Annotated in this window: 23 protein-coding genes and 1 other annotated feature; of the genes, 17 read left to right on the top strand and 6 right to left on the bottom strand. The window is 45.1% G+C overall.

Going from position 1 to position 23,925, the window contains the following annotated elements; translation table 11 throughout:
* The first annotated feature begins 27 nt into the window (after positions 1-27).
* Complete coding sequence (gene fabF, locus QMA09_RS08790) at positions 28-1,272, top strand: beta-ketoacyl-ACP synthase II (protein WP_290212816.1); 1,245 nt, start codon at positions 28-30, stop codon at positions 1,270-1,272.
* A 78-nt stretch (positions 1,273-1,350) separates the two neighbouring features.
* Here fabF and trpS read toward each other — a convergent pair whose 3' ends face one another.
* Complete coding sequence (trpS, locus tag QMA09_RS08785; protein ID WP_290212815.1) at positions 1,351-2,340, bottom strand: tryptophan--tRNA ligase; 990 nt, start codon at positions 2,338-2,340, stop codon at positions 1,351-1,353.
* A gap of 46 nt (positions 2,341-2,386) precedes the next feature.
* Positions 2,387-2,599 (bottom strand) — a binding site (T-box leader).
* 42 nt (positions 2,600-2,641) lie between these two features.
* Positions 2,642-2,983 (bottom strand): DUF3899 domain-containing protein, encoded by a 342-nt coding sequence (locus QMA09_RS08780; protein WP_135502356.1) that lies wholly within the window; start codon positions 2,981-2,983, stop codon positions 2,642-2,644.
* Between the two features lie 241 nt (positions 2,984-3,224).
* On the opposite strand from QMA09_RS08780, the gene QMA09_RS08775 reads away from it, so the two are divergent.
* The 10 genes from QMA09_RS08775 to pepF all read left to right on the top strand — a co-directional run bounded on the left by QMA09_RS08775 (position 3,225) and on the right by pepF (position 15,172).
* Positions 3,225-4,937 (top strand): peptide ABC transporter substrate-binding protein, encoded by a 1,713-nt coding sequence (locus QMA09_RS08775; protein ID WP_290212814.1) that lies wholly within the window; start codon positions 3,225-3,227, stop codon positions 4,935-4,937.
* Between the two features lie 198 nt (positions 4,938-5,135).
* A complete protein-coding gene (gene opp3b, locus QMA09_RS08770; RefSeq protein WP_135502360.1) occupies positions 5,136-6,071 on the top strand; it encodes an oligopeptide ABC transporter permease in 936 nt (311 codons plus the stop codon).
* The gene (gene opp3C / locus QMA09_RS08765) at positions 6,071-7,090 is read left to right on the top strand and encodes an oligopeptide ABC transporter permease (RefSeq protein ID WP_135502362.1); all 1,020 of its coding nucleotides are present in this window, start codon (positions 6,071-6,073) and stop codon (positions 7,088-7,090) included. The genes opp3b and opp3C overlap by 1 nt, the downstream gene beginning before the upstream one ends.
* Before the next feature lie 15 nt (positions 7,091-7,105).
* Positions 7,106-8,161, top strand: coding sequence for an ABC transporter ATP-binding protein (locus QMA09_RS08760; RefSeq protein ID WP_135502364.1), 1,056 nt, complete (start codon positions 7,106-7,108; stop codon positions 8,159-8,161).
* On the top strand, positions 8,161-9,099 hold the full coding sequence (locus tag QMA09_RS08755; protein ID WP_135502366.1) for an ABC transporter ATP-binding protein: 939 nt from the start codon (positions 8,161-8,163) through the stop codon (positions 9,097-9,099). Before QMA09_RS08760 ends, QMA09_RS08755 begins: the two co-directional genes overlap by 1 nt.
* Before the next feature lie 109 nt (positions 9,100-9,208).
* A complete protein-coding gene (locus QMA09_RS08750) occupies positions 9,209-10,414 on the top strand; it encodes a putative glycoside hydrolase (RefSeq protein WP_290212813.1) in 1,206 nt (401 codons plus the stop codon).
* Between the two features lie 379 nt (positions 10,415-10,793).
* Positions 10,794-11,189 carry a transcriptional regulator SpxA gene (gene spxA / locus QMA09_RS08745; protein WP_175580282.1) on the top strand — a complete coding sequence of 132 codons (396 nt, stop codon included), beginning with the start codon at positions 10,794-10,796 and terminating at the stop codon, positions 11,187-11,189.
* A 250-nt stretch (positions 11,190-11,439) separates the two neighbouring features.
* Positions 11,440-12,096, top strand: coding sequence for an adaptor protein MecA (mecA, locus tag QMA09_RS08740; protein WP_135502372.1), 657 nt, complete (start codon positions 11,440-11,442; stop codon positions 12,094-12,096).
* Positions 12,097-12,213: 117 nt separating this feature from the next.
* Positions 12,214-13,302, top strand: coding sequence for a competence protein CoiA (locus QMA09_RS08735; protein WP_290212812.1), 1,089 nt, complete (start codon positions 12,214-12,216; stop codon positions 13,300-13,302).
* A gap of 61 nt (positions 13,303-13,363) precedes the next feature.
* The gene (gene pepF, locus QMA09_RS08730; protein ID WP_290212811.1) at positions 13,364-15,172 is read left to right on the top strand and encodes an oligoendopeptidase F; all 1,809 of its coding nucleotides are present in this window, start codon (positions 13,364-13,366) and stop codon (positions 15,170-15,172) included.
* 745 nt (positions 15,173-15,917) lie between these two features.
* Here the strand turns inward: pepF and QMA09_RS08725 are convergent.
* The 3 genes from QMA09_RS08725 to QMA09_RS08715 all read right to left on the bottom strand — a co-directional run bounded on the left by QMA09_RS08725 (position 15,918) and on the right by QMA09_RS08715 (position 17,807).
* A complete protein-coding gene (locus tag QMA09_RS08725) occupies positions 15,918-16,715 on the bottom strand; it encodes a ClpXP adapter SpxH family protein (protein ID WP_135505588.1) in 798 nt (265 codons plus the stop codon).
* The gene (locus tag QMA09_RS08720) at positions 16,712-17,110 is read right to left on the bottom strand and encodes a globin domain-containing protein (protein ID WP_290212810.1); all 399 of its coding nucleotides are present in this window, start codon (positions 17,108-17,110) and stop codon (positions 16,712-16,714) included. The genes QMA09_RS08725 and QMA09_RS08720 overlap by 4 nt, the downstream gene beginning before the upstream one ends.
* Positions 17,111-17,213: 103 nt before the next feature.
* Positions 17,214-17,807 (bottom strand): CYTH domain-containing protein, encoded by a 594-nt coding sequence (locus tag QMA09_RS08715; RefSeq protein WP_290212809.1) that lies wholly within the window; start codon positions 17,805-17,807, stop codon positions 17,214-17,216.
* 116 nt (positions 17,808-17,923) lie between these two features.
* On the opposite strand from QMA09_RS08715, the gene QMA09_RS08710 reads away from it, so the two are divergent.
* From QMA09_RS08710 to QMA09_RS08695, 4 genes are read left to right on the top strand one after another with little or no spacing between them, the layout of a single operon-like run.
* Positions 17,924-18,313, top strand: a complete 390-nt coding sequence (locus QMA09_RS08710) for a UPF0738 family protein (protein WP_290212808.1) — start codon at positions 17,924-17,926, stop codon at positions 18,311-18,313.
* A 22-nt stretch (positions 18,314-18,335) separates the two neighbouring features.
* On the top strand, positions 18,336-19,013 hold the full coding sequence (gene yjbM / locus QMA09_RS08705) for a GTP diphosphokinase (protein WP_135505596.1): 678 nt from the start codon (positions 18,336-18,338) through the stop codon (positions 19,011-19,013).
* Positions 19,010-19,810 carry an NAD kinase gene (locus QMA09_RS08700; protein WP_135505598.1) on the top strand — a complete coding sequence of 267 codons (801 nt, stop codon included), beginning with the start codon at positions 19,010-19,012 and terminating at the stop codon, positions 19,808-19,810. Before yjbM ends, QMA09_RS08700 begins: the two co-directional genes overlap by 4 nt.
* 2 nt (positions 19,811-19,812) lie before the next feature.
* The gene (locus QMA09_RS08695; RefSeq protein ID WP_135505600.1) at positions 19,813-20,709 is read left to right on the top strand and encodes an RluA family pseudouridine synthase; all 897 of its coding nucleotides are present in this window, start codon (positions 19,813-19,815) and stop codon (positions 20,707-20,709) included.
* Here QMA09_RS08695 and prpE read toward each other — a convergent pair.
* A complete protein-coding gene (gene prpE / locus QMA09_RS08690) occupies positions 20,694-21,431 on the bottom strand; it encodes a bis(5'-nucleosyl)-tetraphosphatase PrpE (protein ID WP_135505602.1) in 738 nt (245 codons plus the stop codon). The genes QMA09_RS08695 and prpE overlap by 16 nt on opposite strands.
* A gap of 96 nt (positions 21,432-21,527) precedes the next feature.
* Between prpE and mgtE the strand changes: the two genes are divergently transcribed.
* Positions 21,528-22,898 carry a magnesium transporter gene (gene mgtE / locus QMA09_RS08685; RefSeq protein ID WP_290212807.1) on the top strand — a complete coding sequence of 457 codons (1,371 nt, stop codon included), beginning with the start codon at positions 21,528-21,530 and terminating at the stop codon, positions 22,896-22,898.
* Between the two features lie 79 nt (positions 22,899-22,977).
* On the top strand, positions 22,978-23,748 hold the full coding sequence (fabI, locus tag QMA09_RS08680) for an enoyl-ACP reductase FabI (protein ID WP_290212806.1): 771 nt from the start codon (positions 22,978-22,980) through the stop codon (positions 23,746-23,748).
* Positions 23,749-23,925 lie beyond the last annotated feature (177 nt).

The raw sequence follows: 23,925 nt of genomic DNA, 5'->3' as shown, positions 1-23,925 counted from the left end.
GGTTAAGCGAAGGGAAGATAAAATAGAATGGAAAATCGTCGAGTAGTTATTACAGGCATCGGAGCAGTGACTCCTTTAGGAAACGATATAGAGACGACTTGGGAAGCGGTAAAAGCCGGTAAATCGGGCGTAGGGCCGTTGACTAGGCTGGACCCGGATAAATATCCGGCAAAAATTGCAGCAGAAGTAAAAGACTTTTCGATAGAAGAATATGTTGAAAAGAAAGAAGCCCGCAAAATGGACCGCTTTACGCATTATGCGTTAGCTGCTTCGATCATGGCGATGAAAGATTCTGGCCTTGAATTGAATGAGGAAAATGCGTTGCGTACGGGTGTGTGGATCGGTTCAGGAATCGGCGGCATGGAAACAATTGAAAACCAGATGGACGTATTGAACACTAGAGGCGTTCGCCGCATCAGCCCGTTCCTAATCCCGATGATCATTCCGGACATGGCGTCAGGGCAAGTTTCCATTTATTTTGGCGCGAAAGGGATCAACTCTTGTTCCGTAACCGCTTGTGCATCAGGAACGAATTCCATCGGAGACGCGTTCAAAGTCATCCAGCGCGGTGATGCAGACGCAATGATCACGGGTGGAGCGGAAGCACCGATCACTCAATTGGCAGTAGCGGGCTTTACAGCGAACACCGCTTTGACAACTAACCCGGACGCAGCCACAGCTTCACGGCCATTTGACAAAAACCGTGACGGATTCGTCATTGGTGAAGGAGCCGGCATCATCATTCTGGAAGAGTATGAGCAGGCAAAAGCGCGCGGCGCAAAAATCTATGCAGAACTAGTGGGCTATGGCTCAACCGGCGATGCACATCATATCACAGCTCCGGCACCTGGCGGAGAAGGGGCAGCGCGTGCAATGGCGCAAGCACTTGCAGATGGCGGCGTTGATACAACTGAAGTTGGATATATCAATGCCCATGGTACAAGCACACCTTATAATGATCTTTTCGAAACAATGGCTGTGAAAACGGTTTTTGGCGAGCACGCTTATAAACTGGGTATGAGTTCGACGAAATCGATGACGGGCCATTTGCTTGGAGCAGCTGGCGGCATTGAAGCGATTTTCACTGCACTTGCTTTGCAAGAAGGCATTATGCCTCCGACGACGAACTACGGTACGCCGGATGAGGAATGTGATTTGGATTACGTGCCAAATGAAGCGCGCAAAGCGGATTTGAAATACGCAATGAGCAATTCACTTGGATTTGGCGGACACAATGCATCAATCGTTTTGAAAAAATACGATGGCCAATAAAAAAAGACTGCCCTAGCGGCAGTCTTTTTTATGTTTTTTTTGCTTCGATTAATGATTTTATGCTATTTCCTAAAGGAATTACCTATTTGCACGGCCTAAGCCCATAGCGTCTTCCATTTTTTTCAGTGTACGGTTTGCAAGCATCGCCGCTTTTTCGGCGCCGCGGTCAAGGATTGCATCCAATTCTTCCGAATCGAGAAGCTCTTTGTAGCGTTCCTGGATCGGCGCGATATGTTCTATTACGGCTTTTGCTACAGAAGCTTTAAAGTCGCCGTAACCTGCGCCTTCGTATTTGGCGACGAGGGATTCAATGGATACTCCTGTTAAAGCGGCTTCGATGGTCAGCAAATTGGAAATGCCCGCTTTGTTAATTGGATCGAAGCGGACAATGCCTTCCGAATCGGTCACAGCGCTTTTAATTTTCTTCTCGATTGTTTTCAGGTCATCCAGCAAAGTGACAACAGCTTTTTTATTCAGATCCGATTTGCTCATTTTCTTGGCGGGATCCTGCAGCGACATAATGCGGGCGCCATTTTTCGGAATGCGGATATCTGGAATCGTCAAAACTTTCTTGAAGCGTTTATTGAACCGTTCAGCCAAGTCGCGAGTCAGTTCGATGTGCTGCTTCTGGTCGTCGCCAACAGGCACGATATCCGTTTGGTAAAGCAGAATGTCCGCAGCCATTAATGGGGGATAGGTCAGCAAACCAGAAGAAACAGATTCGTTTTTCGCTGATTTATCTTTGTATTGTGTCATGCGTTCAAGCTCTCCGATAGTAGAGATGCATTGCATCATCCAACCCGCCTGGGCGTGCGCCGGAACTTCCGACTGGATGAACAGCGTGACTTTTTCGGGATCGATGCCGGCTGCAAGATACAATGCGGCCAACGATTTGATGTTCTTGCGCAGTTCTTTGCTGTCCTGCGGCATCGTAATCGCATGTTGGTCGACGATGCAAAAAATGCAATCGTATTCGTCCTGAAGTTCTGTAAATTGTTTAAATGCGCCGATATAGTTTCCTAAAGTCACTGTACCGGTAGGCTGTACGCCTGAAAAAATCTTTTTCATCGACAATTCCTCCTCAAAATAAAAAAACACAGCACACATCCCTGCATAAAGGGACGAATGATGTGTTTTTCCGCGGTACCACCCTAGTTGCCGTTTCCGGCCACTCTTCTTCATAACGTGAAGAACACGGAAACGGCTACGTTGCTTCACCGTTTCAGCTCAAAAGTCCATTCAATGGTTTCCGACATCTGTTTCCACCAGCCACAGACTCTCTATTATAGAAGGAAGGCCATCTACTACTCTTTATCACAGCTTCATATATTCATCCATTATAAACCAAAGAAGAAATTCAGCGCAATATCTACATCATATAAATCAGCAAACAGATTCCCATAATAAGCAGCGTGGTTCCGCCGATGATCAGCAAAGGGGAGCTGGAGAAAGCCATCGTTTCCGATGGGAGCCTCATCTCATCGTCTTCAAGCGTCGATTTCCCCTTAAACACTTTTCGCATGCTCATCGTGAAGATATCGAATACGCCGGTTCTAATCACAAAAACCCAGAGGCCGATGAAAACCAATACCCCTCCATAGATGAAGGAGGTATTAATGTAGGACAAAAGAGAGAACGGATCACTTCTAAAAGTCATGGTCAATACGATCAGAACTTGTATTATTAATATACCGATAAAGGATTTTTTCATTTTTTTGCACCTCAGTTCTAATATATTGTAGAAGATTTAGAAAAAAAAATCAAAAAAAACTGAAAAATTTTTCCTTAGTAAACGCTTACAAACCCAATATTCACGCTACTTCACGACATTTCTTTGACATCTTGCTGTCATCTAATTGTAATTAGCTTAAAAAAAACGCTGTACAAGGAAAAAAGAATATGTATAATTAACAGTGTACCAATTTTTCAGAAAATTTAAGGGGGTCACGTAAGTGAAGAACAGCAAGTTATTTTGGCTAATGAGCCTAGTTTTAGTTCTGAGCGCATTTTTAGCTGCATGTGGCGGCGGAAGCGAAGAAGGATCTGAAACTCCAGAGAAAGAAAAAGAAGATGGAACATCTACTGAAGCACCTGCAGGCGAGCCAGATGCAGTGCAAGAACTTAACTTGATGGAAGGCGCAGAAATTCCTTCAATGGACTCAGCTATCGCTGAAGATTCTGTAGCATTCAACATCTTGAACAACGTTAACGAAGGTTTGTTCCGCTTGAACCAAGAAAACGTTGCTGAACCAGCTCTAGCTGAAGGCGAACCAACTGTCAGCGAAGACGGTTTGACTTACACGTTCAAATTGCGTGACGCTAATTGGTCTAATGGTACGCCAGTTACAGCGCAAGATTTCGTTTTCTCATGGCAGCGCGCGATCGACCCGGCTACTGGATCACCTTATGGTCCATACATGATGGCTGGAACGATCAAAAACGCTACAGCAATCTCTGAAGGCAAAATGGACAAAGCTGAACTAGGAATCGAAGCTACTGACGAGAAAACTCTTGTCGTTACTCTTGAGCGCCCAGTTCCTTACTTCATGTCTCTAATGGCTTTCGGAACTTTCTACCCGCAAAACGAAGCTTTCGTTACTGAAAAAGGCGATGCTTATGCGTCTAACTCAGACAACTTGCTTTCAAACGGTCCTTTCGTCTTGACTAACTGGGATGGCACTGGACTTAAATGGTCAATGGAAAAAAATGCTGAGTACTGGGATGCTGAAACAGTTCAACTTGAAAAAATCAATGTTGACGTAGTTAAAGAGCCAGGTACTGCAGTTAACCTTTACACTTCAGGCGAAAAAGATCGCGCTGGCCTTTCAGGCGAGTACGCATTGCAATACGCTGATAACGAAGAAGTTATTAAAGAACTTGAACCAACTCTTTTCTACTTGAAATTCAACCAAGAACGCAATGGTGAGAAAACTCCACTTGCGAACGAAAACATCCGCCGTGCAATCTCTTTGGCGTTCAACAAACAAGATCTAACTGACGTAGTATTGGCTAACGGATCACTTCCAGCTAACTACCTAGTACCAACTGAATTCACTTTCGACGAGAGCGGCGCGGATTTCCGTGAAGTAAACGGCGACATGAACGAATTCAATGCTGAAGAAGCTAAAAAATTCTGGGCTACTGGCTTAGAAGAACTTGGTGAAACTGAAGTAACTCTTGAATTGCTTGGCGGAGACTCTGAGCTTGCTAAGAAAATGGATGAGTACTTGAAATCACAACTTGAAGAAAATCTTGAAGGTTTGACTGTAAACCTTAAAGCAGTACCATTCAACGTTCGTCTAGAACTTGATGAGGCGCAAGATTACGATATCCAAAACTCTGGATGGGGCCCTGATTACCAGGATCCAATGACATTCATCGATTTGTTCGTAACTGGTTCTTCACACAACTTGATGTCTTACTCTAACCCTGAGTTTGACAAATTGATCGAACAAGCTAAAGGCGAATTGGCTCAAGACCTTGCTGGTCGTTGGGATGCAATGGCTAAAGCTGAAAAAATCTTGATCGAAGATGACGCTGCTATCGCGCCGATTTACCAACGTGGTGTTATGTCACTTCAAAAACCGTATGTTCAAGGTATCGTTTCTCACCCGTTCGGTGGAGATTATAGCTACAAATGGGCATTCGTATCAGGCAAAGAATAATTCTGTAAACTGGCCACTGTGAAAAACAAATAGTAAGAGAGTATATCGGATAAATGTGTTCGATATACTCTCTTTTCTAATGTATGAAAATTCACCGAAAATTGACCATTTTCAGCTAACTATCGAAAAGAATATGGCACCCATGCAGAGATGTTCATGGCCCATGTAAAATAGATCTAATCTTCTTGGAGGTGCAACATGGCAAGATATATCGGAAAACGATTGATTTATATGGTAATCACTTTAGCACTGATTGCTACATTCACATTTTTCTTAATGAAAATTTTACCAGGATCCCCTATTGCTTCCGCAAGTAAACTATCTCCTGAACAAAGAGCGGTTGTCGAAGCGCGTTATGGTTTGAACGAACCTCTTCCAGTTCAGTATTTCGACTATATGTTCGGCTTATTAAAAGGTGACCTTGGAATCTCGATCAACCAATTCAAAGGCGCTAATGTTACAGACTTGATTTTGAGCCGCATGGGCCCATCTGCACAAATTGGTTTCCAGGGCATGATTCTAGGCACAATTATCGGGGTGCTCCTCGGCATGGTTGCCGCATTGAGGCAAAATACATGGATTGATTATTCCAGTACACTGATAGCTATCATCGGAATATCGATACCATCATTTGTTTTTGCAACGCTGCTCCAATATTGGTTAGGCGTTAAGCTTGAATGGTTCCCTGTAGCACTCTGGAAAGATGGTTTTATGTCCAGCGTCCTGCCATCGATTGCGTTGGCGATGTTCCCATTAGCGACTGCAGCGCGTTTCATCCGTACAGAAATGATTGAAGTTTTAAGTTCCGACTATATTACTCTTGCAAAAGCAAAAGGTTCAAGCGGTTTTGAAGTCGCTTTCAAACACGCTTTCCGTAACGCATTGATTCCGTTGGTAACTGTTCTTGGACCAATGGCAGTTGGCATTTTAACTGGTTCCCTAGTTGTGGAACAGGTTTTCGCAATACCAGGAATTGGCGAGCAATTCGTAAAATCCATCATGGTCAATGACTTCTCTATTATTATGGGCACAACGATTTTCTTCTCAGTGTTCTTGATAGTCGTCATCTTAATAGTAGATATTCTATATGGCATCATCGATCCTCGGATCCGTCTTTCAGGAGGTAAAAACTAATGACACAAAATCTAGAAAAATTGCCGAAAGGCTCTTTTGAGCGTATAACAGTTGATGCAAATCAAGCTGAACGCATATCAAAACCGAGCATGAGCTTTTGGCAGGATGCATGGCTGCGCCTGCGAAAAAACAAGGGTGCAATATTCAGCATCATCCTTTTCACATTAATCGTCATCATGTCTTTCGTGGGACCGATGATCAGCCCTTACGAACCAAACGCGCAAACCATAACACATGCTAACTTGCCGCCTAAAATTCCGGTTATTGAGAATTTGGGCATCCTGGATGGCCACGGCAATTTGGGTGGCAAAGATGTTGATATCTACGACATGAAAAATGTCGAAGTCAATTATTGGTTCGGCACTGACGGCCTTGGCCGAGATATGTTCTCACGCCTTTGGAAAGGGACGCAAGTTTCCTTGTTCATCGCCTTTGTCGCAGCTGCGATTGATATGTTGATCGGTGTTATCTACGGAGGAGTATCCGGCTATTTCGGCGGCCGCATCGATGATTTCATGCAGCGTATTGTTGAAATTTTGACTGGTATTCCAAACTTGGTTGTTGTAATCCTTTTCATTCTGATTATGGATCCCGGGATTGTGGCAATTATTATCGCTCTGACAATAACCGGTTGGACCGGGATGTCACGAGTCGTCCGTGGGCAGGTCTTGAAGTATAAGAGCCAGGAATTCGTTCTAGCTTCACGTACTTTAGGGGCAAGTGATTCCCGTATCATCTGGAAACATTTGATGCCTAACGTTCTGGGTATTGTCATCATCAACACAATGTTTACGATTCCAAGTGCAATCTTCTTCGAAGCTTTCTTAAGCTTTATCGGTCTGGGCCTTCAAGCACCGGATGCGTCTCTTGGTACATTAATCAACGACGGCTATAAGCTGCTCCAATTCCAGCCGCATATCTTAGCATTCCCAGCAATTTTGTTGAGCTTGATCATGATCAGCTTTAACTTGATCGGTGACGGCTTGCGTGATGCGCTGGATCCTAAGATGAAAGATTAAGGAGGAAAGTTTAAAATGAAGAAAATTTTACAAGTAAAAGACCTTGAGCTTTCCTTCAACACTTTTAATGGGGAAGTAAAAGCGATTCGGGGAGTAAACTTCGATCTATATAAAGGGGAAACTTTGGCGATTGTAGGGGAGTCGGGTTCCGGTAAATCGGTAACGACAAAATCTATCATGCGCTTGTTGCCTGAACAATCAGCTGTTTTCAAAAACGGCGAAATCTTGTTTGACGGACGTGACTTGACGAAACTTAGCGATAAAGAAATGCAGAAAATCCGTGGAAAAGACATTTCGATGATTTTCCAGGATCCGATGACTTCTTTGAATCCGACGATGCCAATCGGCCGCCAAATCACGGAGCCGATTTTAAAGCACCAAAAAATCAGCAAATCAGAAGCGAAAAAAGTGGCAATCGATCTTTTACGCCTCGTGGGCATGCCGAAACCTGAGCTGCGGATGAAACAATATCCTCATCAATTCTCAGGCGGACAGCGCCAGCGGATTGTTATTGCGATTTCCTTGGCCTGCAACCCGCAGATTCTGATTGCGGATGAGCCGACAACAGCATTGGATGTAACCATCCAAGCACAAATTTTGGAGTTAATGAAAGATCTGCAGAAAAAAATCGATACTTCGATTATCTTCATCACGCACGATCTTGGTGTAGTCGCAAACGTAGCTGATCGAGTTGCGGTAATGTATGGCGGCAAGATTGTTGAAATCGGCACTGTCGATGAAATATTCTACAATCCACAGCATCCATATACATGGGGACTTCTAAGCTCTATGCCGTCATTGGACACTGCAGAATCGAAACTCTATGCAATTCCAGGAACGCCGCCAGACTTATTGGCGCCTCCAAAAGGCGACGCGTTTGCGCTTCGCAGTGAATACGCATTGCAAATCGACATGGAACAAAATCCTCCATTCTTCAAGGTGAGCGACACACACCAAGCGGCAACATGGCTCTTGCATCCGGACGCTCCAAGAGTAGAGCCGCCGTTATCTGTTATCGAACGGATGAAGAAATTCCCGGGAAGCAGATATTATGAAGGGGGAGCTGTATAATGGCTGAAAAGTTATTGGAAATCAAAAACCTGAAACAGCATTTCAACGTAGGCAAATCCAACGAAGTGAAAGCGGTAGACGATATCAGCTTTGACATCTATAAAGGCGAAACACTAGGTTTGGTTGGCGAATCGGGCTGTGGGAAATCCACAACCGGCCGTTCGATCATTCGTTTATACGATGCAACTTCCGGCGACGTATTTTATGAAGGTGAAAACGTCCACGGCAAAAAGTCGAAAAAAGATCTAAAGAAATTCAACCGCAAAATGCAGATGATTTTCCAAGATCCTTATGCTTCGTTGAACCCGCGCATGAAAGTTATGGACATCATTGCTGAAGGCATCGATATCCATGGCTTGGCAAAAAATGGTGCGGAACGCAAGCAGATGGTTTTTGAATTACTGGAAACAGTCGGTTTGAACAAAGAGCATGCTAACCGCTATCCGCATGAATTCTCAGGTGGACAGCGCCAGCGTCTTGGAATCGCGCGTGCTCTAGCAGTAGATCCGGATTTCATCATTGCTGATGAGCCGATTTCTGCATTGGATGTTTCGATTCAAGCACAGGTCGTAAACTTGCTGAAAGAATTGCAGGAGAAAAAGGGTTTGACTTATCTTTTCATCGCGCATGACCTTTCAATGGTTAAATACATTTCAGACCGCATCGGTGTTATGTACTTCGGAAAGCTGGTCGAATTGGCGCCAGCAGAAGATCTGTACAAAAACCCGATGCATCCATACACGCAATCGCTATTATCTGCGATTCCGCTGCCGGATCCAAACTATGAGCGCAACCGGGTCCGTAAATCATATGATCCGGCGTCGCATAATTACACAGAAAAAGACGATGTGCAAATGAGAGAAATTACGCCTGGCCATTTTGTTCAATGTTCGACTTCAGAGTTTGAAGCATTGAAAGCGTCAGTAGCCGTCAGATAATAAATTTTTGAACAGCAATGCCTTTTACAGGTATTGCTGTTTTTTTCTTTCTATTTACCTAAATAATGATAAAATTGTTAGAGAAGAACAGAAAGAAAGCAGGTGCAGCATGATTAAAAAGAAATGGGCAATTGTTAGCATGTTGGTGATGAGTTCTGCACTTGGGACCCCTGTGGCGGCTGCTGAGGACGATGCATCACCAGAGTTCACAGAACGCAGCTATCAAGGCACTAAGTTAAATATGGAACTTTTGGCAACGTCCGCATTGTATCAATTTGATTCAGGATTGAATTTTGAATACCCAGATGCTGTTCGCGGCATATTTGTCACAGGAAATTCTGCAGGCGGTGAACGTTTTGAAAGATTGGTCGATTTTGTTGATAAGACAGAATTGAATGCAATGGTCATTGATATTAAAGAAGATCTGGGCCATTTAACTTATCTGCCTGAAAAAGGGTCAGACTTGGCTGCGATGGATATCGGCAAACCGTTTATTAAAGATCCGCGAGCTGTGCTTGAGAGGCTTGAAGAAAAACAAATTTATCCGATTGCGCGTGTCGTGGTCTTTAAAGATTCCATTCTTGCCGAAAAGCGCCCGGATTTGTCATTTGTGGACAATGGAGCAGTGTGGAAGAATGGGCGCGAGGAATCTTTTGTCAATCCTTTTCTAAAGGAAGTCTGGGATTACAATGTGCAAATTGCAATTGAAGCAGCAAAACTCGGATTTAAAGAAATTCAGTTTGACTATGTACGGTTCCCAGAAGGCTTCGAAAACCGGGCGGATACATTGGACTATTCAATGGGTGAGTACGTCGATGCTTCCCAAGACCCTGTACAAAGCCGTGTAAGCGCCGTAACGGATTTTGTGGCTTATGCACGCGAGCAATTGAAACCGTATGATGTAGAGGTTTCTGTCGATATTTTTGGCTATGCGGCAACACTGGCTGAAGCGCCGGGCATTGGCCAGAACTTCGGAAAAATATCCGAAAATGTCGATGTCATTTCTTCAATGATCTACCCTAGCCACTGGACAGCATATTTTGGCATTCCGAAACCGGATCTTGAACCATATAAACTGGTATCGGAATACGCAAAAATGGAAAACAAGAAATTGGCCGGCTTAAAGACAGCCCCGGTTTCGCGTCCATGGCTGCAGGATTTCACAGCATCTTATCTAGGTGCAGGAAACTACAAGAAGTATGGCAAAGCAGAAGTACAAGCGCAGATAAAAGCGCTTAACGATAATGGCATTAATGAGTTTTTGCTATGGAATGCGGGGAATACTTATTCCCAAGGAGTCGACTACACGCCTTAAATTCTGAAACCTCCCGCGATTTATCACGGGAGGTTTTGTTTTTGAAACTTTTTGTTAGCTGAAACGTTATTAATAAGAGTAAGAAAAGTGAAATCTTGTTTTCAAAGGGACAATTGTAATTGAGAATACTTTTTTTAATAACCGGGTTTAAAGTAGACGAGGGCGGGTAAATTATTGTTATATATAAGTTAATGAAAGTAAGATATTATATAGCGATTATGTGACAAAAGATGAGCTTTCAGCATATTTTTTTAACAACAGTATATCCATTTAAAGCTAAATGTTGTATAATGAATGTAAAGCTTCTACATTATAGTGATTCTAATTTAATAATCATTAATCGAATTAACTTGAATCCGAAAGGAAGTGCTTCACCATGATGGTTACATTATTTACTTCTCCAAGCTGTACGTCTTGCCGAAAAGCAAAAGCATGGCTGGAAGAACACGATATTCCATATACAGAACGCAATATCTTCTCTGAGCCGCTGACAATCAGCGAAATCAAAGAGATTCTTAGAATGACAGAAGATGGTACAGATGAAATTATCTCAACCCGTTCTAAAATATTCCAAAAACTGAATGTGGATGTCGAAAGCCTTCCTCTTCAGCGCTTGTATGAATTGATCCAAGAATATCCTGGTTTGCTTCGCCGTCCGATTATCATGGATGAAAAACGCTTACAGGTCGGATACAATGAAGATGAAATTCGTCGATTCCTTCCTCGTAAAGTCAGAGCGTACCAATTGCTCGAAGCTCAGCGTATGGTGAACTGAACATGATTTAACTTGCTGCCCGGTCTTTATGACAATTCATAATGGATCCCGGGCAGTTTTCTTTATATTTCAACCCTTCTCAACTAGTTGCATTTGGAGATTGAATCGACTAAACTCTTATGTACCTGAAGAACCTATTTACAGGCATAAGTTTTCTCATTCGCCAGGAAAAAGGCTATAATGGGGCTAGCACAACTGCACGGCCTATAAGGACGATCCTCTTAGTCCATTTCGAAAGGAGAGGTGTAAAATGGAGATCGAAAGAATTAATGACAACACAGTAAAATTTTACATTTCCTATCTAGATGTTGAAGAACGAGGTTTTAGCCGTGATGAAATTTGGTTTAACCGAGATAAAAGCGAAGAGCTTTTTTGGGAAATGATGGACGAAGTTAATGAAGAAGCAGATTTTGTTATGGAAGGCCCATTATGGATCCAAGTGCAAGCGATGGATAAAGGGTTGGAAGTGACAGTCACGCGAGCTCAGCTTACAAAAGATGGCCAGAAGCTCGATCTGCCTGATGATATAGAAGAAAGACGTAAACTATTCGGCAGTGAAGATGCTGCTGCACCGGAATTCGATGAGTTTGAACCTGTATTCGAAGAGCCGGATGTCAAGAAAATGGATTACACATTCAATGTAGTGCAAGTAGAGGATTTAGTGCCCTTAGCACGCCGACTTGAATACGTACCGATTGAATCTGCTATTTACCATTTCGAGAACAAGTATTATCTTTATATAAGTTTTGATGATTTGCTTCATAGCGAAGAAGATGTCAAAAATTATATCAGCATTATTAGTGAATATTTGACGGCATCTCCGTTAACTATCCATCGTTTGGAAGAATACGGAAAACCGATTTTTAAAGAAGATGCATTGCCAAACGTTCTGCATTATTTCGGCTAAAGATCTCCTCTTGAGGAGATCTTTTTTTTTTTTTTTGCTTCAAGCGAAGTGATCCAGTTTGATATAAAGAAGATATTGCTTATGCTCCATTGTTTGACTACAATCAACAAAAGGAGAGTGAGCGCCATATTAATCGCGTTGAGCAGCTTCAATAAATTGGTTTCATTGGTCCGAAAGTTTAGCCCTGAAGAGTTAGCTGCTCTTAAAAAGGAGCCCTATTATTGTCCTGGCTGCGGTGCTGATCTAGTACTGAAAGCAGGTGAAGTGAAAATCCCCCATTTCGCACATCGTTCTCTTGCTGATTGCGATGCCTCCAGTGAACCCGAAACCTCTTTGCATTTGCACGGCAAATTGCAGCTCCAAGAATTCTTCTCACGTTTAAACTACTCCACTGAACTCGAAAAATATCTGCCAGCCATTAAGCAGCGGGCAGATCTGTTTGTTAATCAAAATATGGCCATAGAATTTCAGTGCAGCGCCATATCTGCCAGCGAGATAAGATCAAGGACGGAAGGTTACCGGTCCATTGCCATTGAGTCCCAGTGGATTTTAAGTGCACGTTTCCAACAGCGTGACGGTATTCAACTGATCAGACTCAAGCAATTTGAATGGGCGATGGCCAGGCGCACAAACGGAATCGACTATGTCTTGTTCTTTTGTCCAGAAACAAACGTTTTCACTTACGCTTCCAGTCTCTTTTGGATGGGCGGAAACCATTGGGTTGCCAAACTGAAGTCACTGCCTGCAAGGTCTCAGCAATACCCGTTTGCAATTCCGAAAAAACTGGTATTTGAAGAGTTTAAAGAGGTTTTTCAGCTATCGATGGCGCGGCGGGATGCTTTCGTCCGTTCACAGCAATACGCGAAACTGCGGCATCGAAATCCTTTTTGGCTTTTGTCATACGAGTTGAAACTTAATCGGCTTGAGCTCCCGGCAATCATCGGCGTTCCTTTTGGCGCTGCAAGACATTTCGATGAGCGGCCCGTAATCTGGCAAATGCGCGTCATCAAAGCCCTTCGCAATGGAGTGCCTCTTGCAACACTCGTTGACAATGGAATCCTCAAGCTCTCAACTGGAACCTTATATGAAGAGGCGCTGGGTCTGCTGGAAGACTATGCATGCATTTACAAGAAGACTAAGGCAGCAGAGCCGGAGAATGGCAAATTACTGGAGCTATTATATGCTCACTATTGCAAAAACGGTTGAAAATTGAGAAAATGGGGTGTAGTTCGACTTCTTAATAAGTAGGACAAAGGAGGAAAAGGAAATGGCTGATACATTATTGTTGCGGGAAGAAGTTCCTGCAGAATTAACATGGAAATTGGAAGACATTTTCGCTGCCGATGAAGCTTGGGAACAGGAATTCAAAGAAGTGGCTAAACTCGCAGAGAAATCGTCATCTTTCCAAGGCATTTTAGGTGAAGGGGCGGAAGCTCTCTATCAAGCATTTACCTATAAAGATGAATTGATTCAACGTCTACAAAAGTTATACACGTATGCTCATATGCGTTATGACCAAGACACCACGAATTCTACATACCAAGCGATGGATAGCCGCATCAAATCACTTTACGCAAAAGTTTCGACTGGACTGTCATTCTTAACACCGGAAATCCTCAGCCTCGATGAAGCTGTGTTGGCCGGCTATGTGGAAGAACATGATGGACTAAAACTTTACAAGCATGCACTCGATGAGTTGAATGCCCATCGGCCGCATGTGCTGCCTGCTGAACAGGAAGCTTTGCTGGCTCAATTGTCTGAAGTGGTCAGTGCTTCTTCTGAAACGTTTGGCATGCTGAACAACGCCGATTTGGAATTTCCGGAAATCGAAAATGAAAAAGGCGAAAAAGTCCGCATCACCCATGGCAATTACAGCCGCTTTTTGGAAAATCCGGACCGCCGGGTAAGAGAAGATGCATTCAAAGCGGTATACGCCACATACGGCAAATTCCGCAATACGTTTGCATCGACACTTGCCGGAAACATCAAACGCGACAACGTCAATGCACGGATCCGCAAATTCAATTCCGCACGTGAAGCAGCATTGGCGGACGACCACATACCGGAAAGCGTATATGACAGCTTGGTGGAAACGGTCAACAACAATCTCCACCTGCTTCATCGTTATGCTGCTTTGCGCAAAGAAGTACTGGGATTGGATAAAGTCCATATGTGGGATATGTACACACCGCTCGTCAAAGAAGTGAAAATGGAGTTCCCTTACGAAAAAGCGACAGAAACAATGCTTAAAGGCCTTGAAGCTCTAGGTGAGGAATACACAGGCATTGTTGAAAAAGGCATCAACAGCCGGTGGGTGGACGTCAAAGAGAACAAAGGGAAGCGCAGCGGTGCCTATTCCTCTGGAGCTTATGGCACGAACCCTTATATCCTCATGAATTGGCAGGATAACGTAGACAATTTGTTTACGCTTGCACATGAATTCGGCCACAGTGTCCATAGCTATTATACGCGTGCAGCACAGCCTTATGTCTACGGTGATTATTCAATATTTGTTGCAGAAGTGGCTTCAACGACAAATGAAGCACTGCTTAACGATTACTTGGTGAAAACGACAGAAGACGACCAAGAGCGCATTTATCTTCTTAACCACTGGCTTGACGGCTTCCGGGGAACTGTATTCCGCCAGACAATGTTTGCGGAGTTCGAGCACTTGATCCATAAAATGGACCAAGAAGGCGAAGCGCTGACAGCTGACCGCCTGACGGAAGTGTATTATGAGCTGAATAAAAAATACTTCGGCGAAGATGTCGCGGTGGATGAAGAAATCGGTTTGGAATGGTCTCGCATCCCACACTTCTACTATAATTATTATGTATTCCAATATGCGACGGGTTTCAGCGCAGCCACTGCGCTGAGCAAAGGGATCCTTGAAGAAGGGCAGCCGGCTATAGACCGCTACATCAATGAGTTTCTTAAAGCAGGAAGCTCGGATTACGCAATTGAGGTCCTGAAAAAAGCTGGTGTCGACATGACATCCCCGCAGCCTGTTGAAGAAGCGTGCAAGGTTTTTGAAGAGAAATTAAACGAACTTGAAAAGCTTTTATTGAAAAAATAACAGACTGGCCGGGAGCTGCAATTACAAAGCAGCTTCCGGCTTTTGTTATTTCAAAATAGTTTTTTGAAGAAAAAAGATTCATTTGCTTCAAATTAAACACTATATAAGTAGCCCTTTTGTATATTCATAATCAATATTTCGCAAAAAAACTGCGAAGGCATGGACCCAATTGTTGGGGAGTGCATTTTTAGAAGAAGCGCATAGCGCTGCAACGCACTTCATTGTTTCGAATCTAGCGTAGAGATGCAACTGGTTTTTCATGTCCCGAAGCTAGCGAAGCATTGCAAAGGTCTTCGTGTCTCGAAGCTAGCGAAGCGTTGCAGGGACGGGGACAAGGACAGAAGCAGAAAGTTCTTAGTAATAAGACGAGGGTTCTTTCCGGCTCATTGCGGGAGCTTTGCCCAAAACGTCCGGAGCGGCTTTCACTACCTTGCTTCTTAAGCTCAACTTAACAGCACCTGGGCCTGATCCGCGCAATATGACAAATTTGTGAATTCCTTTGTGAATTATTGCATTAACTATTATTCCGTGATAAAGTTAAGTTGTGAAATAAATCACATACAAACATACACCCCTTTGTTTGAGCGTGAACATTTCTCCCATCCCCTTTGTGTAATATGGAAAGGCGCCTTCCGGACGTGGAAGGCGCCTTTCATCGTTTCATGAAAAAAAGCGGAGCAGGAACCCATTCGGGATCCTGCTCCGCTTTTTTCTATAATAGAAGTTCAATTTAGTGCAGTGGCTGTTATTTTAAAGTCCAAAGAGTTTGATCTGGCAAAGTGATGCGGTCCAATTTTTGCTGAAGGACTTTTTTCTTCAATTCGCATTCGGCAGTTTGTTCGGAAATATTATAAATGGAAGCAACTTCTTTTGTCGCCATAGTGGAATACTTCAGGAACAGCTCGTCGAGAGATGGCGGCGGTTGGCGGTTTAAGTTTTTATTGCCTAACATTTCCTGCATAATGGCTTGATAAACTTCGTAAGTATAAAGTCCGGAAACTTTCACGCCTTCGTCTTCTATGCATTCGTTGAAAAAAACAATACTTGGCACTTCGTCGATTTCCATCTCCCGTGTGATGTGCAAATCACATTGGAAAGCTTTGGCCGTATGGACAGAATGGAAATCTTTTTGGAATTCTTCCGGGTCCAGCTGGGATTCTTCCGCAATTTCCAACAAAATTGAATAAGAAGAGACGTCCTTAGTCTGGAGCAGCAAATACTCCTGCAATTTGTGCAGGAACCGGTTGCCGGCGCGTTTGCCCTGAAGCTCAGCGGCTTTAACTGCCACAGAAGCCAATACCGGATGGGAAAGCCGGTCGGTGTCAATGATCGGCGCGGCACCCGCTTTGTTCAAATTGAATAATTTCGTGCTGATAACAAAACGCATTGAAAAATAATGGCCGTATTCAATTTGCAGCTTGCGGATAATCGCTTGGAGTTCCCAGCATTCTGGATTCAAGGGATCAAGAAAAACATATAATTCCATCGGTTTGGACGTCTTAGTGAGGACGTCTGAGGGTGTAGCTAAATCCAAATCGTTCACTCTAATTCCTCCTCGCTGTCGCGCTCGTTCACCATATGATGAGCGGTCAAAACAAGCCGCTGAAAGAAGACTTCCCGAAACTTTCCTTCCAAACCTACTTCATCCATCGCTTCGTGCATGCATTCAAGCCATGCCTGTGCTCTGTCTGGAGTGATTGGAAAAGGGTGGTGGCGCGCTTTCAGGCGGGGATGCCCGTGTTCTTCAGAATAGATGTTCGGGCCCCCTAAATATTGGGTCAAGAATTGTTTTTGTTTTCGTGCTGTTTCAGTTAAGTCGCTAGGGAATATAGGCTGCAGCTTTGGATGCTTGGCGACGCGGGCATAAAATGCGTCTACTAGTTGAGACAAGCGTTCCGCACCAATTTCTTCGTACGGAATAATCGGTTTTCCAGTCATTATTGTGTCTCCTTTGCTTTAGCTGTAAATTCATTCTAACAACGGAGTGGGATTTTCTCAAACAATATAGACTTATTGGGGAAATATGGAAACGTCCGTTCGCTTAAAGCCCCGCTTGCTGCCTGCGCTCTGCGGCGGCCATAAATCGGGCAATTTTTTTGTTGGCATGGCGCACAGGAATGCTGTGGCTTTCCAGTAACTCATAGAAATGCTTTTCGCCTGCTGCAGCCTCTTTTACTTCAAACTCAATTTCATAGTCTTCCGTTCCGGCATATTCCGAATGGTCGAGCACCAACAGCCCATCCGCTGTTTCCATTTCCATGCGGTGGGTGGTCAATGCGCCGATCAATTGTAGGGCATCCGGGGAAACCGTCAACTCCGCCAAAGCTGCGCAGACCTCAGGCGCTTGAAAAGTTTGCCCTTCGATCATGGCTGTTGCCTGGTCTTCTGCCAGGGCATCGGTAATTTCGAAATGGCCGTGGGCAGCAGGAGTTTTAAGCGTGCATTCAAAGCCGTCCTGTTTTTTTCGGATCCGCAATGCGGATTTCAAGTTTTTCAACTGGAAATCCGGGGTATCGAAGTAAAAGTTTTCCTGCGTTTTTACATCACTTTCTGAAAATCCATAATGGGCAGCCAATTTTTCGTATTCTTCTTTTTGGAGCATATTTTTGAATTCGATTTCAAGTTCTTTTGACATGTCGCAGCACCTCTCTCGTATGATTTATTATGGGATAATTCGGGTCTAACTGCAACGGATGCGGGAGCTGTGTTAAAATATCACTATATATTGCCAGCAGGAAAGGGAGAATTCCATTGCGTAAACTTGTAAAAGTCCAGAACGGAATTATTTCAGATGAAGGGATTCAATTCATCGTTGGAGCACAGGAGCCTTTTGAAGCATTGGAAGCTTCGGGCCGCATGATTGCGGATTCGGACGGCCACGCTTTTGTCTATTTATTGGATACAGGCACTGATTATATTTATATGCAATTCAAGGAAGCTTTATGGCCAGCGATGCTTGCCGCATTGCAGCGCAAAGAAGTGCCATTGCTGCAATGGGGGGAACAAATCATGCCCTTGGCTTCCTACCACGAGGAATTGTGGATGCTCTTGGAGAATATAGAAGGTAACGACAATTACGGCGGTGCATTCAGCTCAGCCGTTGAAAAAGCTTTTCAAGAGGCTTTGGCTTCTCGAGCATAGAAAGAATTGGAGTGGATACAGCATGGGTCAATGGGATCGGTTTTTAGCACCGTATAAACAGGCGGTAGATGAATTGAAGATAAAATTCAAAGGAATGCGCCAACAATTTGAAACGGATAATTCGAATTCTCCGATAGAGTTTGTAACCGGGCGGGTCAAACCGCTCGCCAGCATTTACGACAAGACGCTTGAAAAAGGCATTCCATTCGAGCCTTCGGATGATTTAGCGCACCAATTGCAGGATATCGCCGGATTGCGGATGATGTGCCAGTTTGTCGGCGATATTGAAACAGTTGTCGGGCTGCTGCGCCAGCGCAATGATTTGCGCATAGTGGAGGAAAAAGATTATATTTCCCACGAAAAGCAGAGCGGCTACCGTTCGTATCACGTCATTGTTGAGTATCCTGTCCAGACGATCAAAGGCGAAAAGCTTATCCTTGCTGAAATCCAAATCCGTACATTGGCAATGAACTTCTGGGCATCAATTGAGCATTCATTGAATTATAAATACAAAGGCGTGTTCCCGGAAGAAATCAAAATCCGGCTGCAGCGTGCTGCGGAGGCGGCATTCCAGTTAGATGAAGAGATGTCCCAAATCCGGGACGAAATCCAGGAAGCGCAGGCTTATTTCACAGAATTCAAAGACGCCGCGAGTACCCATTTTCCAACAGACCGCCAAGGAGGGAAAAAAAGCCAATGAAATTTTATATCCAATCCAGAAGCGATGATCTATCAAACGAATTGATGGCGACAGCCCGCGCTTACCTGCAGGATTTCGGCATGGAATGGAACGAAGAGTCGCCGGATGTCGTGCTATCGATCGGCGGGGACGGCACATTGCTGCATGCGTTCCATAAATACCGCGACCAGATATCTTCTGTCGCATTTGTCGGCATCCACACGGGCCATTTGGGTTTTTATGCCGATTGGAAACCGATTGAAATTGAAAAACTGGTGTTGTCGATTGCTAAAAAGGAATATGAAGTCATTGAATATCCGTTAGTTGAAGTCAGCATCCATTACCAAAACAAAAATGAGCCGGTGGTGTACCTGGCACTGAACGAGTCGACTGTGAAATCGCCGGACGTCACGCTTGTCATGGATGTGTTTCTGAACGAAAGCCATTTTGAGCGTTTCCGTGGAGACGGTTTGTGCATGTCCACACCGTCTGGCAGTACGGCATATAATAAAGCGCTGGGAGGCGCCATCATCCACCCGTCGCTCGAAGCGATGCAATTAACGGAAATGGCGTCGATCAACAATCGTGTATTCCGGACAGTGGGCTCTCCGCTTGTGCTGCCAGCCCATCACCGCTGCGCGCTGCGCCCAGTCAAAGCGCCAGACTTCATGGTCACTGTGGACCATTTGCAATTGCTTCACAAAGATGTAAAATCGATTGAATACAGAGTGGCGGATGAAAAGGTCCGATTTGCACGTTTCCGGGCGTTTCCGTTTTGGAAAAGGGTGCATGATTCATTTATCGATAGTGAGGTATAAAAGTGAAACAGCTTAATCCATTTCAATTAACTTACGCCGCAAAAGAAAACGGCATATTGAGGGAAGCCCTGAGCGACTGGGGTATTTCCAAGCGAACATTGGCATCGGTTAAATACGGCGGCGGCCTGATACTGGTCAATGGCGCCGAAGTAACGGTCCGGCACATCGTGGAAAAGGGCGATGCCGTGACCGTTATTTTTCCGCTTGAAGAGCTCGGCGGCGGTTTGAAGGCAGAGCCTGGCCCGTTGAAAATCATCCACGAAGATGAAGCGCTTTTGATCGTCGATAAACCGGCGCTGCAGAATACGATTCCTTCGCGTGAGCACCCAGGCGGCAGCTTGGCGAATTTTGTCGCCCAGCATTTCGAGGACAATGGCGTACCCGCTACGCTTCACATAGCCACACGGCTTGACCGCGACACGTCAGGACTTGTGTGCATTGCAAAAAACCGCCACATTCACCATATGCTTTCGCTGCAACAGCAAAGCAAGAGAATGAAGCGGCAGTATGAGGCTTTTGTCCACGGCACGGTTGGAGAGAAAGATTTTCTGATCACCGAACCGATTGGCCGAAAAGATGGCAGCATCATCGAACGGGAAGTGAGGCAAGATGGAAAGTTCGCTGAGACTGCAGTGGAAGTGCTGCATGATTTCGAAGAATTCAGCCACCTGCGCCTGCAATTGAATACCGGGCGGACGCATCAGATCCGTGTCCACTTGTCGCATATCGGCCATCCGCTTATCGGCGACGATTTATACGGCGGCTCGCGAAGCATCATCGAACGGCAGGCATTGCATTGCCGTTCGCTCGAATTGCTGCATCCGGTTTCCGGTGAAAAAATGTTTTTCGAATCTCTTTTGCACGACGACATGGCGGCTCTGCTTCAGGTAAAGCGGTAAAATCGTTCAGGCGCATAAGGCTGAAGGGAAGGGACCGATTCAATCGCCATCTCCGGGAACCGCAATGCAGTCAATGAACCTCCGAACACGCAGCCGGTATCGATATTCGCGGTCCGGTTGATGATATAAGGCACTTCGGTGGGGGTGTGGCCATAAACCACCCACGGCTGGCCGCCGTAATTTTTAGCCCAGTCGCGGCGGATCGGCCGGCCGTCAGCGTAGTAATTGCCGGTCGTTTCTCCGGATAAAACGAAATTGGCGATGCCTCTTGACAGCGGCTGGCCGAGCATCTCTTCTTTAAGTCCCGCGTGTGCGACAATCAAGTGCGGAGGATGGTCCTGAAAAAGCGGAAGTTTCTCATAGAATTGCATATAGCGCTTGCGGAATGTCAGCTGGTCTTGTTTCGGCAAACTGCGCCATTCAGCTAATGTTGTCTCCAGGCCATTGCTGATTTGGACGGAATGGCCTTTGAAATACCGATAAAGCTTGCTGCAATGATTGCCTGGCGAGTAAAACAGCAGCCCCTCATCTTGCATACGGAACAAAAGCTTCAATACATTAAGCGAGTCGGGGCCGCGGTCCATGGCATCGCCGACAAATGATAAGCTGCGCCCTTTCGGATGGACAAAGACGCCAGCACGCTGCTGATAGCCTAGTTTTTCAATTAATTGAAGGAGTTCACTATAGCAGCCGTGGATATCGCCGATTATATCGAATTTCATTGAATTTCACCTCTTACATCTTGATTATCTTCAACCATAGTGTAACGTATTATATGGTATACCAGGGACTACCCAGAATGAAAGGAGGGAGCATACATGATGGAAGAGAAATCCCAACATGAAACCGAATTGGATGAAGAACTTTTGAACCGCCTTCTTGAAACAGGGGACGTTGAAAGTTTCCGCGAAGAATTCCTGTCGCACCATCCATATGACCAGGCGACATTTTATGAGAAATCAGACCTCGATATACGGCATATGATGTATCAGTATCTCTCTCCTAAAGAAATGGCAGATATATTCGAAGCCATCGAGCTTGACGATGATGAGTACGAAGATTATTTTAAGGAAATGAACGTGAATTATTCTGCTGATCTGCTGTCGGAAATGTATACCGATGACGCCGTTGACGTGCTGAACAAATTGAACAAAGAACAAGTCGCCACTTATTTGACTGTGATGAACAAGGAATCGGCAAGGCAGATCAAAGACTTGCTGCATTACGAAGAATATACAGCGGGTTCTATCATGACCACCGAATTCGTTTCAATACCAAAAAATTCGACTGTCCGGTCGGCCATGAATATTCTTCGGAACGCAGCACCGAATGCCGAAACGATTTATTATTTATTTGTTGTCGATGAGGACCGCAGGCTGTCTGGCATTGTGACATTGCGCGATCTCATTATTTCTGATGAAGACACATTGATCAGCACGATCATGAACGAGCGTGTCGTCAGCGTTTCCGTTGGAGAAGACCAGGAAGAAGTTGCACGCATGATCAAGGATTACGATTTCCTGGCAATGCCGGTTGTCGACTTCCAGGATCATCTGCTGGGGATTATCACTGTCGATGATATCATTGACGTTTTGGACGAAGAAGCATCGGATGATTATTCAAAACTGGCTGCCGTATCCGATATGGATACGTTTGACAGAGGGCCGCTCACTGCGGCTAAAAAAAGGCTGCCATGGCTTATCCTGCTGACTTTCCTCGGAATGCTGACAGCGAACCTGATGGGCATGTTCGAAGAAACACTTGACCAAGTGGCGCTGCTAGCGGTGTTTATTCCGCTGATTGCCGGAATGGCAGGGAATAGTGGAACACAGGCCTTGGCCGTGGCTGTCCGCGGTATAGCCACTGGCGATATCGAAGAAAAAAGCAAACTGAAACTGCTGCTGCAGGAAGCGGGCACCGGTTTAATCACCGGAGTCGTCTGCGGCGCATTTGTCGTAGGGCTTGTCTACTTCTGGAAAGGGGAGCTGCTGATCGGGCTGCTCGTCGGGATTGCGGTAATGAGTTCAATCTTTGTAGCGACGCTGGCGGGTTCGTTCATTCCGTTATTGATCCACCGCTTGAAAATCGATCCGGCCGTTGCTTCCGGACCGTTTATCACTACTTTGAATGACATCATCTCTATCCTGATTTACCTGGGATTGGCAACTACCTTTTTGAATCAACTCTAGAAAAGTGCAAATTGCACTTTTCTTTTTTATGATGTATTATTAGTACCAGGTTATAATAATAGGCGCAGGGGGAATTTAAATGTCAATATCATTAGCAGGCAAGACATACGTGATCATGGGAGTTGCCAATAAACGAAGCATCGCTTGGGGCATCGCACGTTCACTGGACCAATCAGGCGCACGTTTGATCTTTACATATGCTGGAGAACGATTCGAACAATCGGTGCGCGATTTAGTGGCGACACTCGATGGCAATCACGAAATCATTTTGCCATGTGACGTTACTGATGATGCAAGCGTAGAGCAATGCTTTGCTGCCATCAAAGAGCAGGCAGGCAGCATTGACGGCTTGGCGCATTGCATCGCGTTTGCAAAAACTGAAGAACTGGCAGGCAATTTCTCGGATACATCACGCGACGGCTTTTTGCTGGCGCATAATATTAGCTCGTATTCGTTGACGATTGTCGCACGCTATGCGAAAGAATTGATGTCCGAAGGCGGCAGCATCGTTGCCCTTACTTATATCGGCGGCGAACGCGTAATGCCAAATTACAACATCATGGGCGTCGCGAAAGCTTCCCTAGAAATGTCCGTGCGCTATTTGGCAGCCGATCTAGGGCGCCAAGGCATCCGCGTCAACTCGATTTCTTCAGGCCCGATCCGCACTTTGTCTTCTAAAGGGGTCAGCGACTTCAACACGATTCTTCGTGAAATCGAAGAAAAAGCACCGCTTCACCGCAACACGACACCGGAAGAAGTCGGCGACACAGCAGCCTTCCTGTTCAGCAATATGTCCCGCGGAATCACAGGAGAAACCATCCACGTAGACAGCGGATATCATATCTTATAAGTAAATAAGAGAGTCGATATTTTGCGAAACAGCCCGTTTTCCAGCGGGAGCAGTGGGCCAATGGAGACCCCGTAAGCACGCGATAGCGGGCTGAGGAGGCTTCATGCCCACCCCGCGGAACGTGTCCCCCTAAAGCGAAATGAAAAGTCTATTAATGAGTTTCTTATATAGGTACAA

The organism is Planococcus sp. APC 3906, from assembly GCF_030407685.1.
Taxonomy (GTDB): Bacteria; Bacillota; Bacilli; order Bacillales_A; family Planococcaceae; genus Planococcus; species Planococcus koreensis.
Note: the sequence above shows the minus strand (reverse complement) of the source record. Positions and strands in the feature narration are given on the sequence as shown.

What these genes read in the sequence shown, in the direction of transcription:
- fabF (WP_290212816.1), top strand. Translation starts at nt 28, where the DNA reads ATGGAAAATCGTCGAGTAGTTATTACAGGCATCGGAGCAGTGACTCCT.
- trpS (WP_290212815.1), bottom strand. Translation starts at nt 2,340, where the DNA reads ATGAAAAAGATTTTTTCAGGCGTACAGCCTACCGGTACAGTGACTTTA.
- QMA09_RS08780 (WP_135502356.1), bottom strand. Translation starts at nt 2,983, where the DNA reads ATGAAAAAATCCTTTATCGGTATATTAATAATACAAGTTCTGATCGTA.
- opp3b (WP_135502360.1), top strand. Translation starts at nt 5,136, where the DNA reads ATGGCAAGATATATCGGAAAACGATTGATTTATATGGTAATCACTTTA.
- opp3C (WP_135502362.1), top strand. Translation starts at nt 6,071, where the DNA reads ATGACACAAAATCTAGAAAAATTGCCGAAAGGCTCTTTTGAGCGTATA.
- QMA09_RS08760 (WP_135502364.1), top strand. Translation starts at nt 7,106, where the DNA reads ATGAAGAAAATTTTACAAGTAAAAGACCTTGAGCTTTCCTTCAACACT.
- QMA09_RS08755 (WP_135502366.1), top strand. Translation starts at nt 8,161, where the DNA reads ATGGCTGAAAAGTTATTGGAAATCAAAAACCTGAAACAGCATTTCAAC.
- QMA09_RS08750 (WP_290212813.1), top strand. Translation starts at nt 9,209, where the DNA reads ATGATTAAAAAGAAATGGGCAATTGTTAGCATGTTGGTGATGAGTTCT.
- spxA (WP_175580282.1), top strand. Translation starts at nt 10,794, where the DNA reads ATGGTTACATTATTTACTTCTCCAAGCTGTACGTCTTGCCGAAAAGCA.
- mecA (WP_135502372.1), top strand. Translation starts at nt 11,440, where the DNA reads ATGGAGATCGAAAGAATTAATGACAACACAGTAAAATTTTACATTTCC.
- pepF (WP_290212811.1), top strand. Translation starts at nt 13,364, where the DNA reads ATGGCTGATACATTATTGTTGCGGGAAGAAGTTCCTGCAGAATTAACA.
- QMA09_RS08720 (WP_290212810.1), bottom strand. Translation starts at nt 17,110, where the DNA reads ATGACTGGAAAACCGATTATTCCGTACGAAGAAATTGGTGCGGAACGC.
- QMA09_RS08715 (WP_290212809.1), bottom strand. Translation starts at nt 17,807, where the DNA reads ATGTCAAAAGAACTTGAAATCGAATTCAAAAATATGCTCCAAAAAGAA.
- yjbM (WP_135505596.1), top strand. Translation starts at nt 18,336, where the DNA reads ATGGGTCAATGGGATCGGTTTTTAGCACCGTATAAACAGGCGGTAGAT.
- QMA09_RS08700 (WP_135505598.1), top strand. Translation starts at nt 19,010, where the DNA reads ATGAAATTTTATATCCAATCCAGAAGCGATGATCTATCAAACGAATTG.
- prpE (WP_135505602.1), bottom strand. Translation starts at nt 21,431, where the DNA reads ATGAAATTCGATATAATCGGCGATATCCACGGCTGCTATAGTGAACTC.
- mgtE (WP_290212807.1), top strand. Translation starts at nt 21,528, where the DNA reads ATGATGGAAGAGAAATCCCAACATGAAACCGAATTGGATGAAGAACTT.
- fabI (WP_290212806.1), top strand. Translation starts at nt 22,978, where the DNA reads ATGTCAATATCATTAGCAGGCAAGACATACGTGATCATGGGAGTTGCC.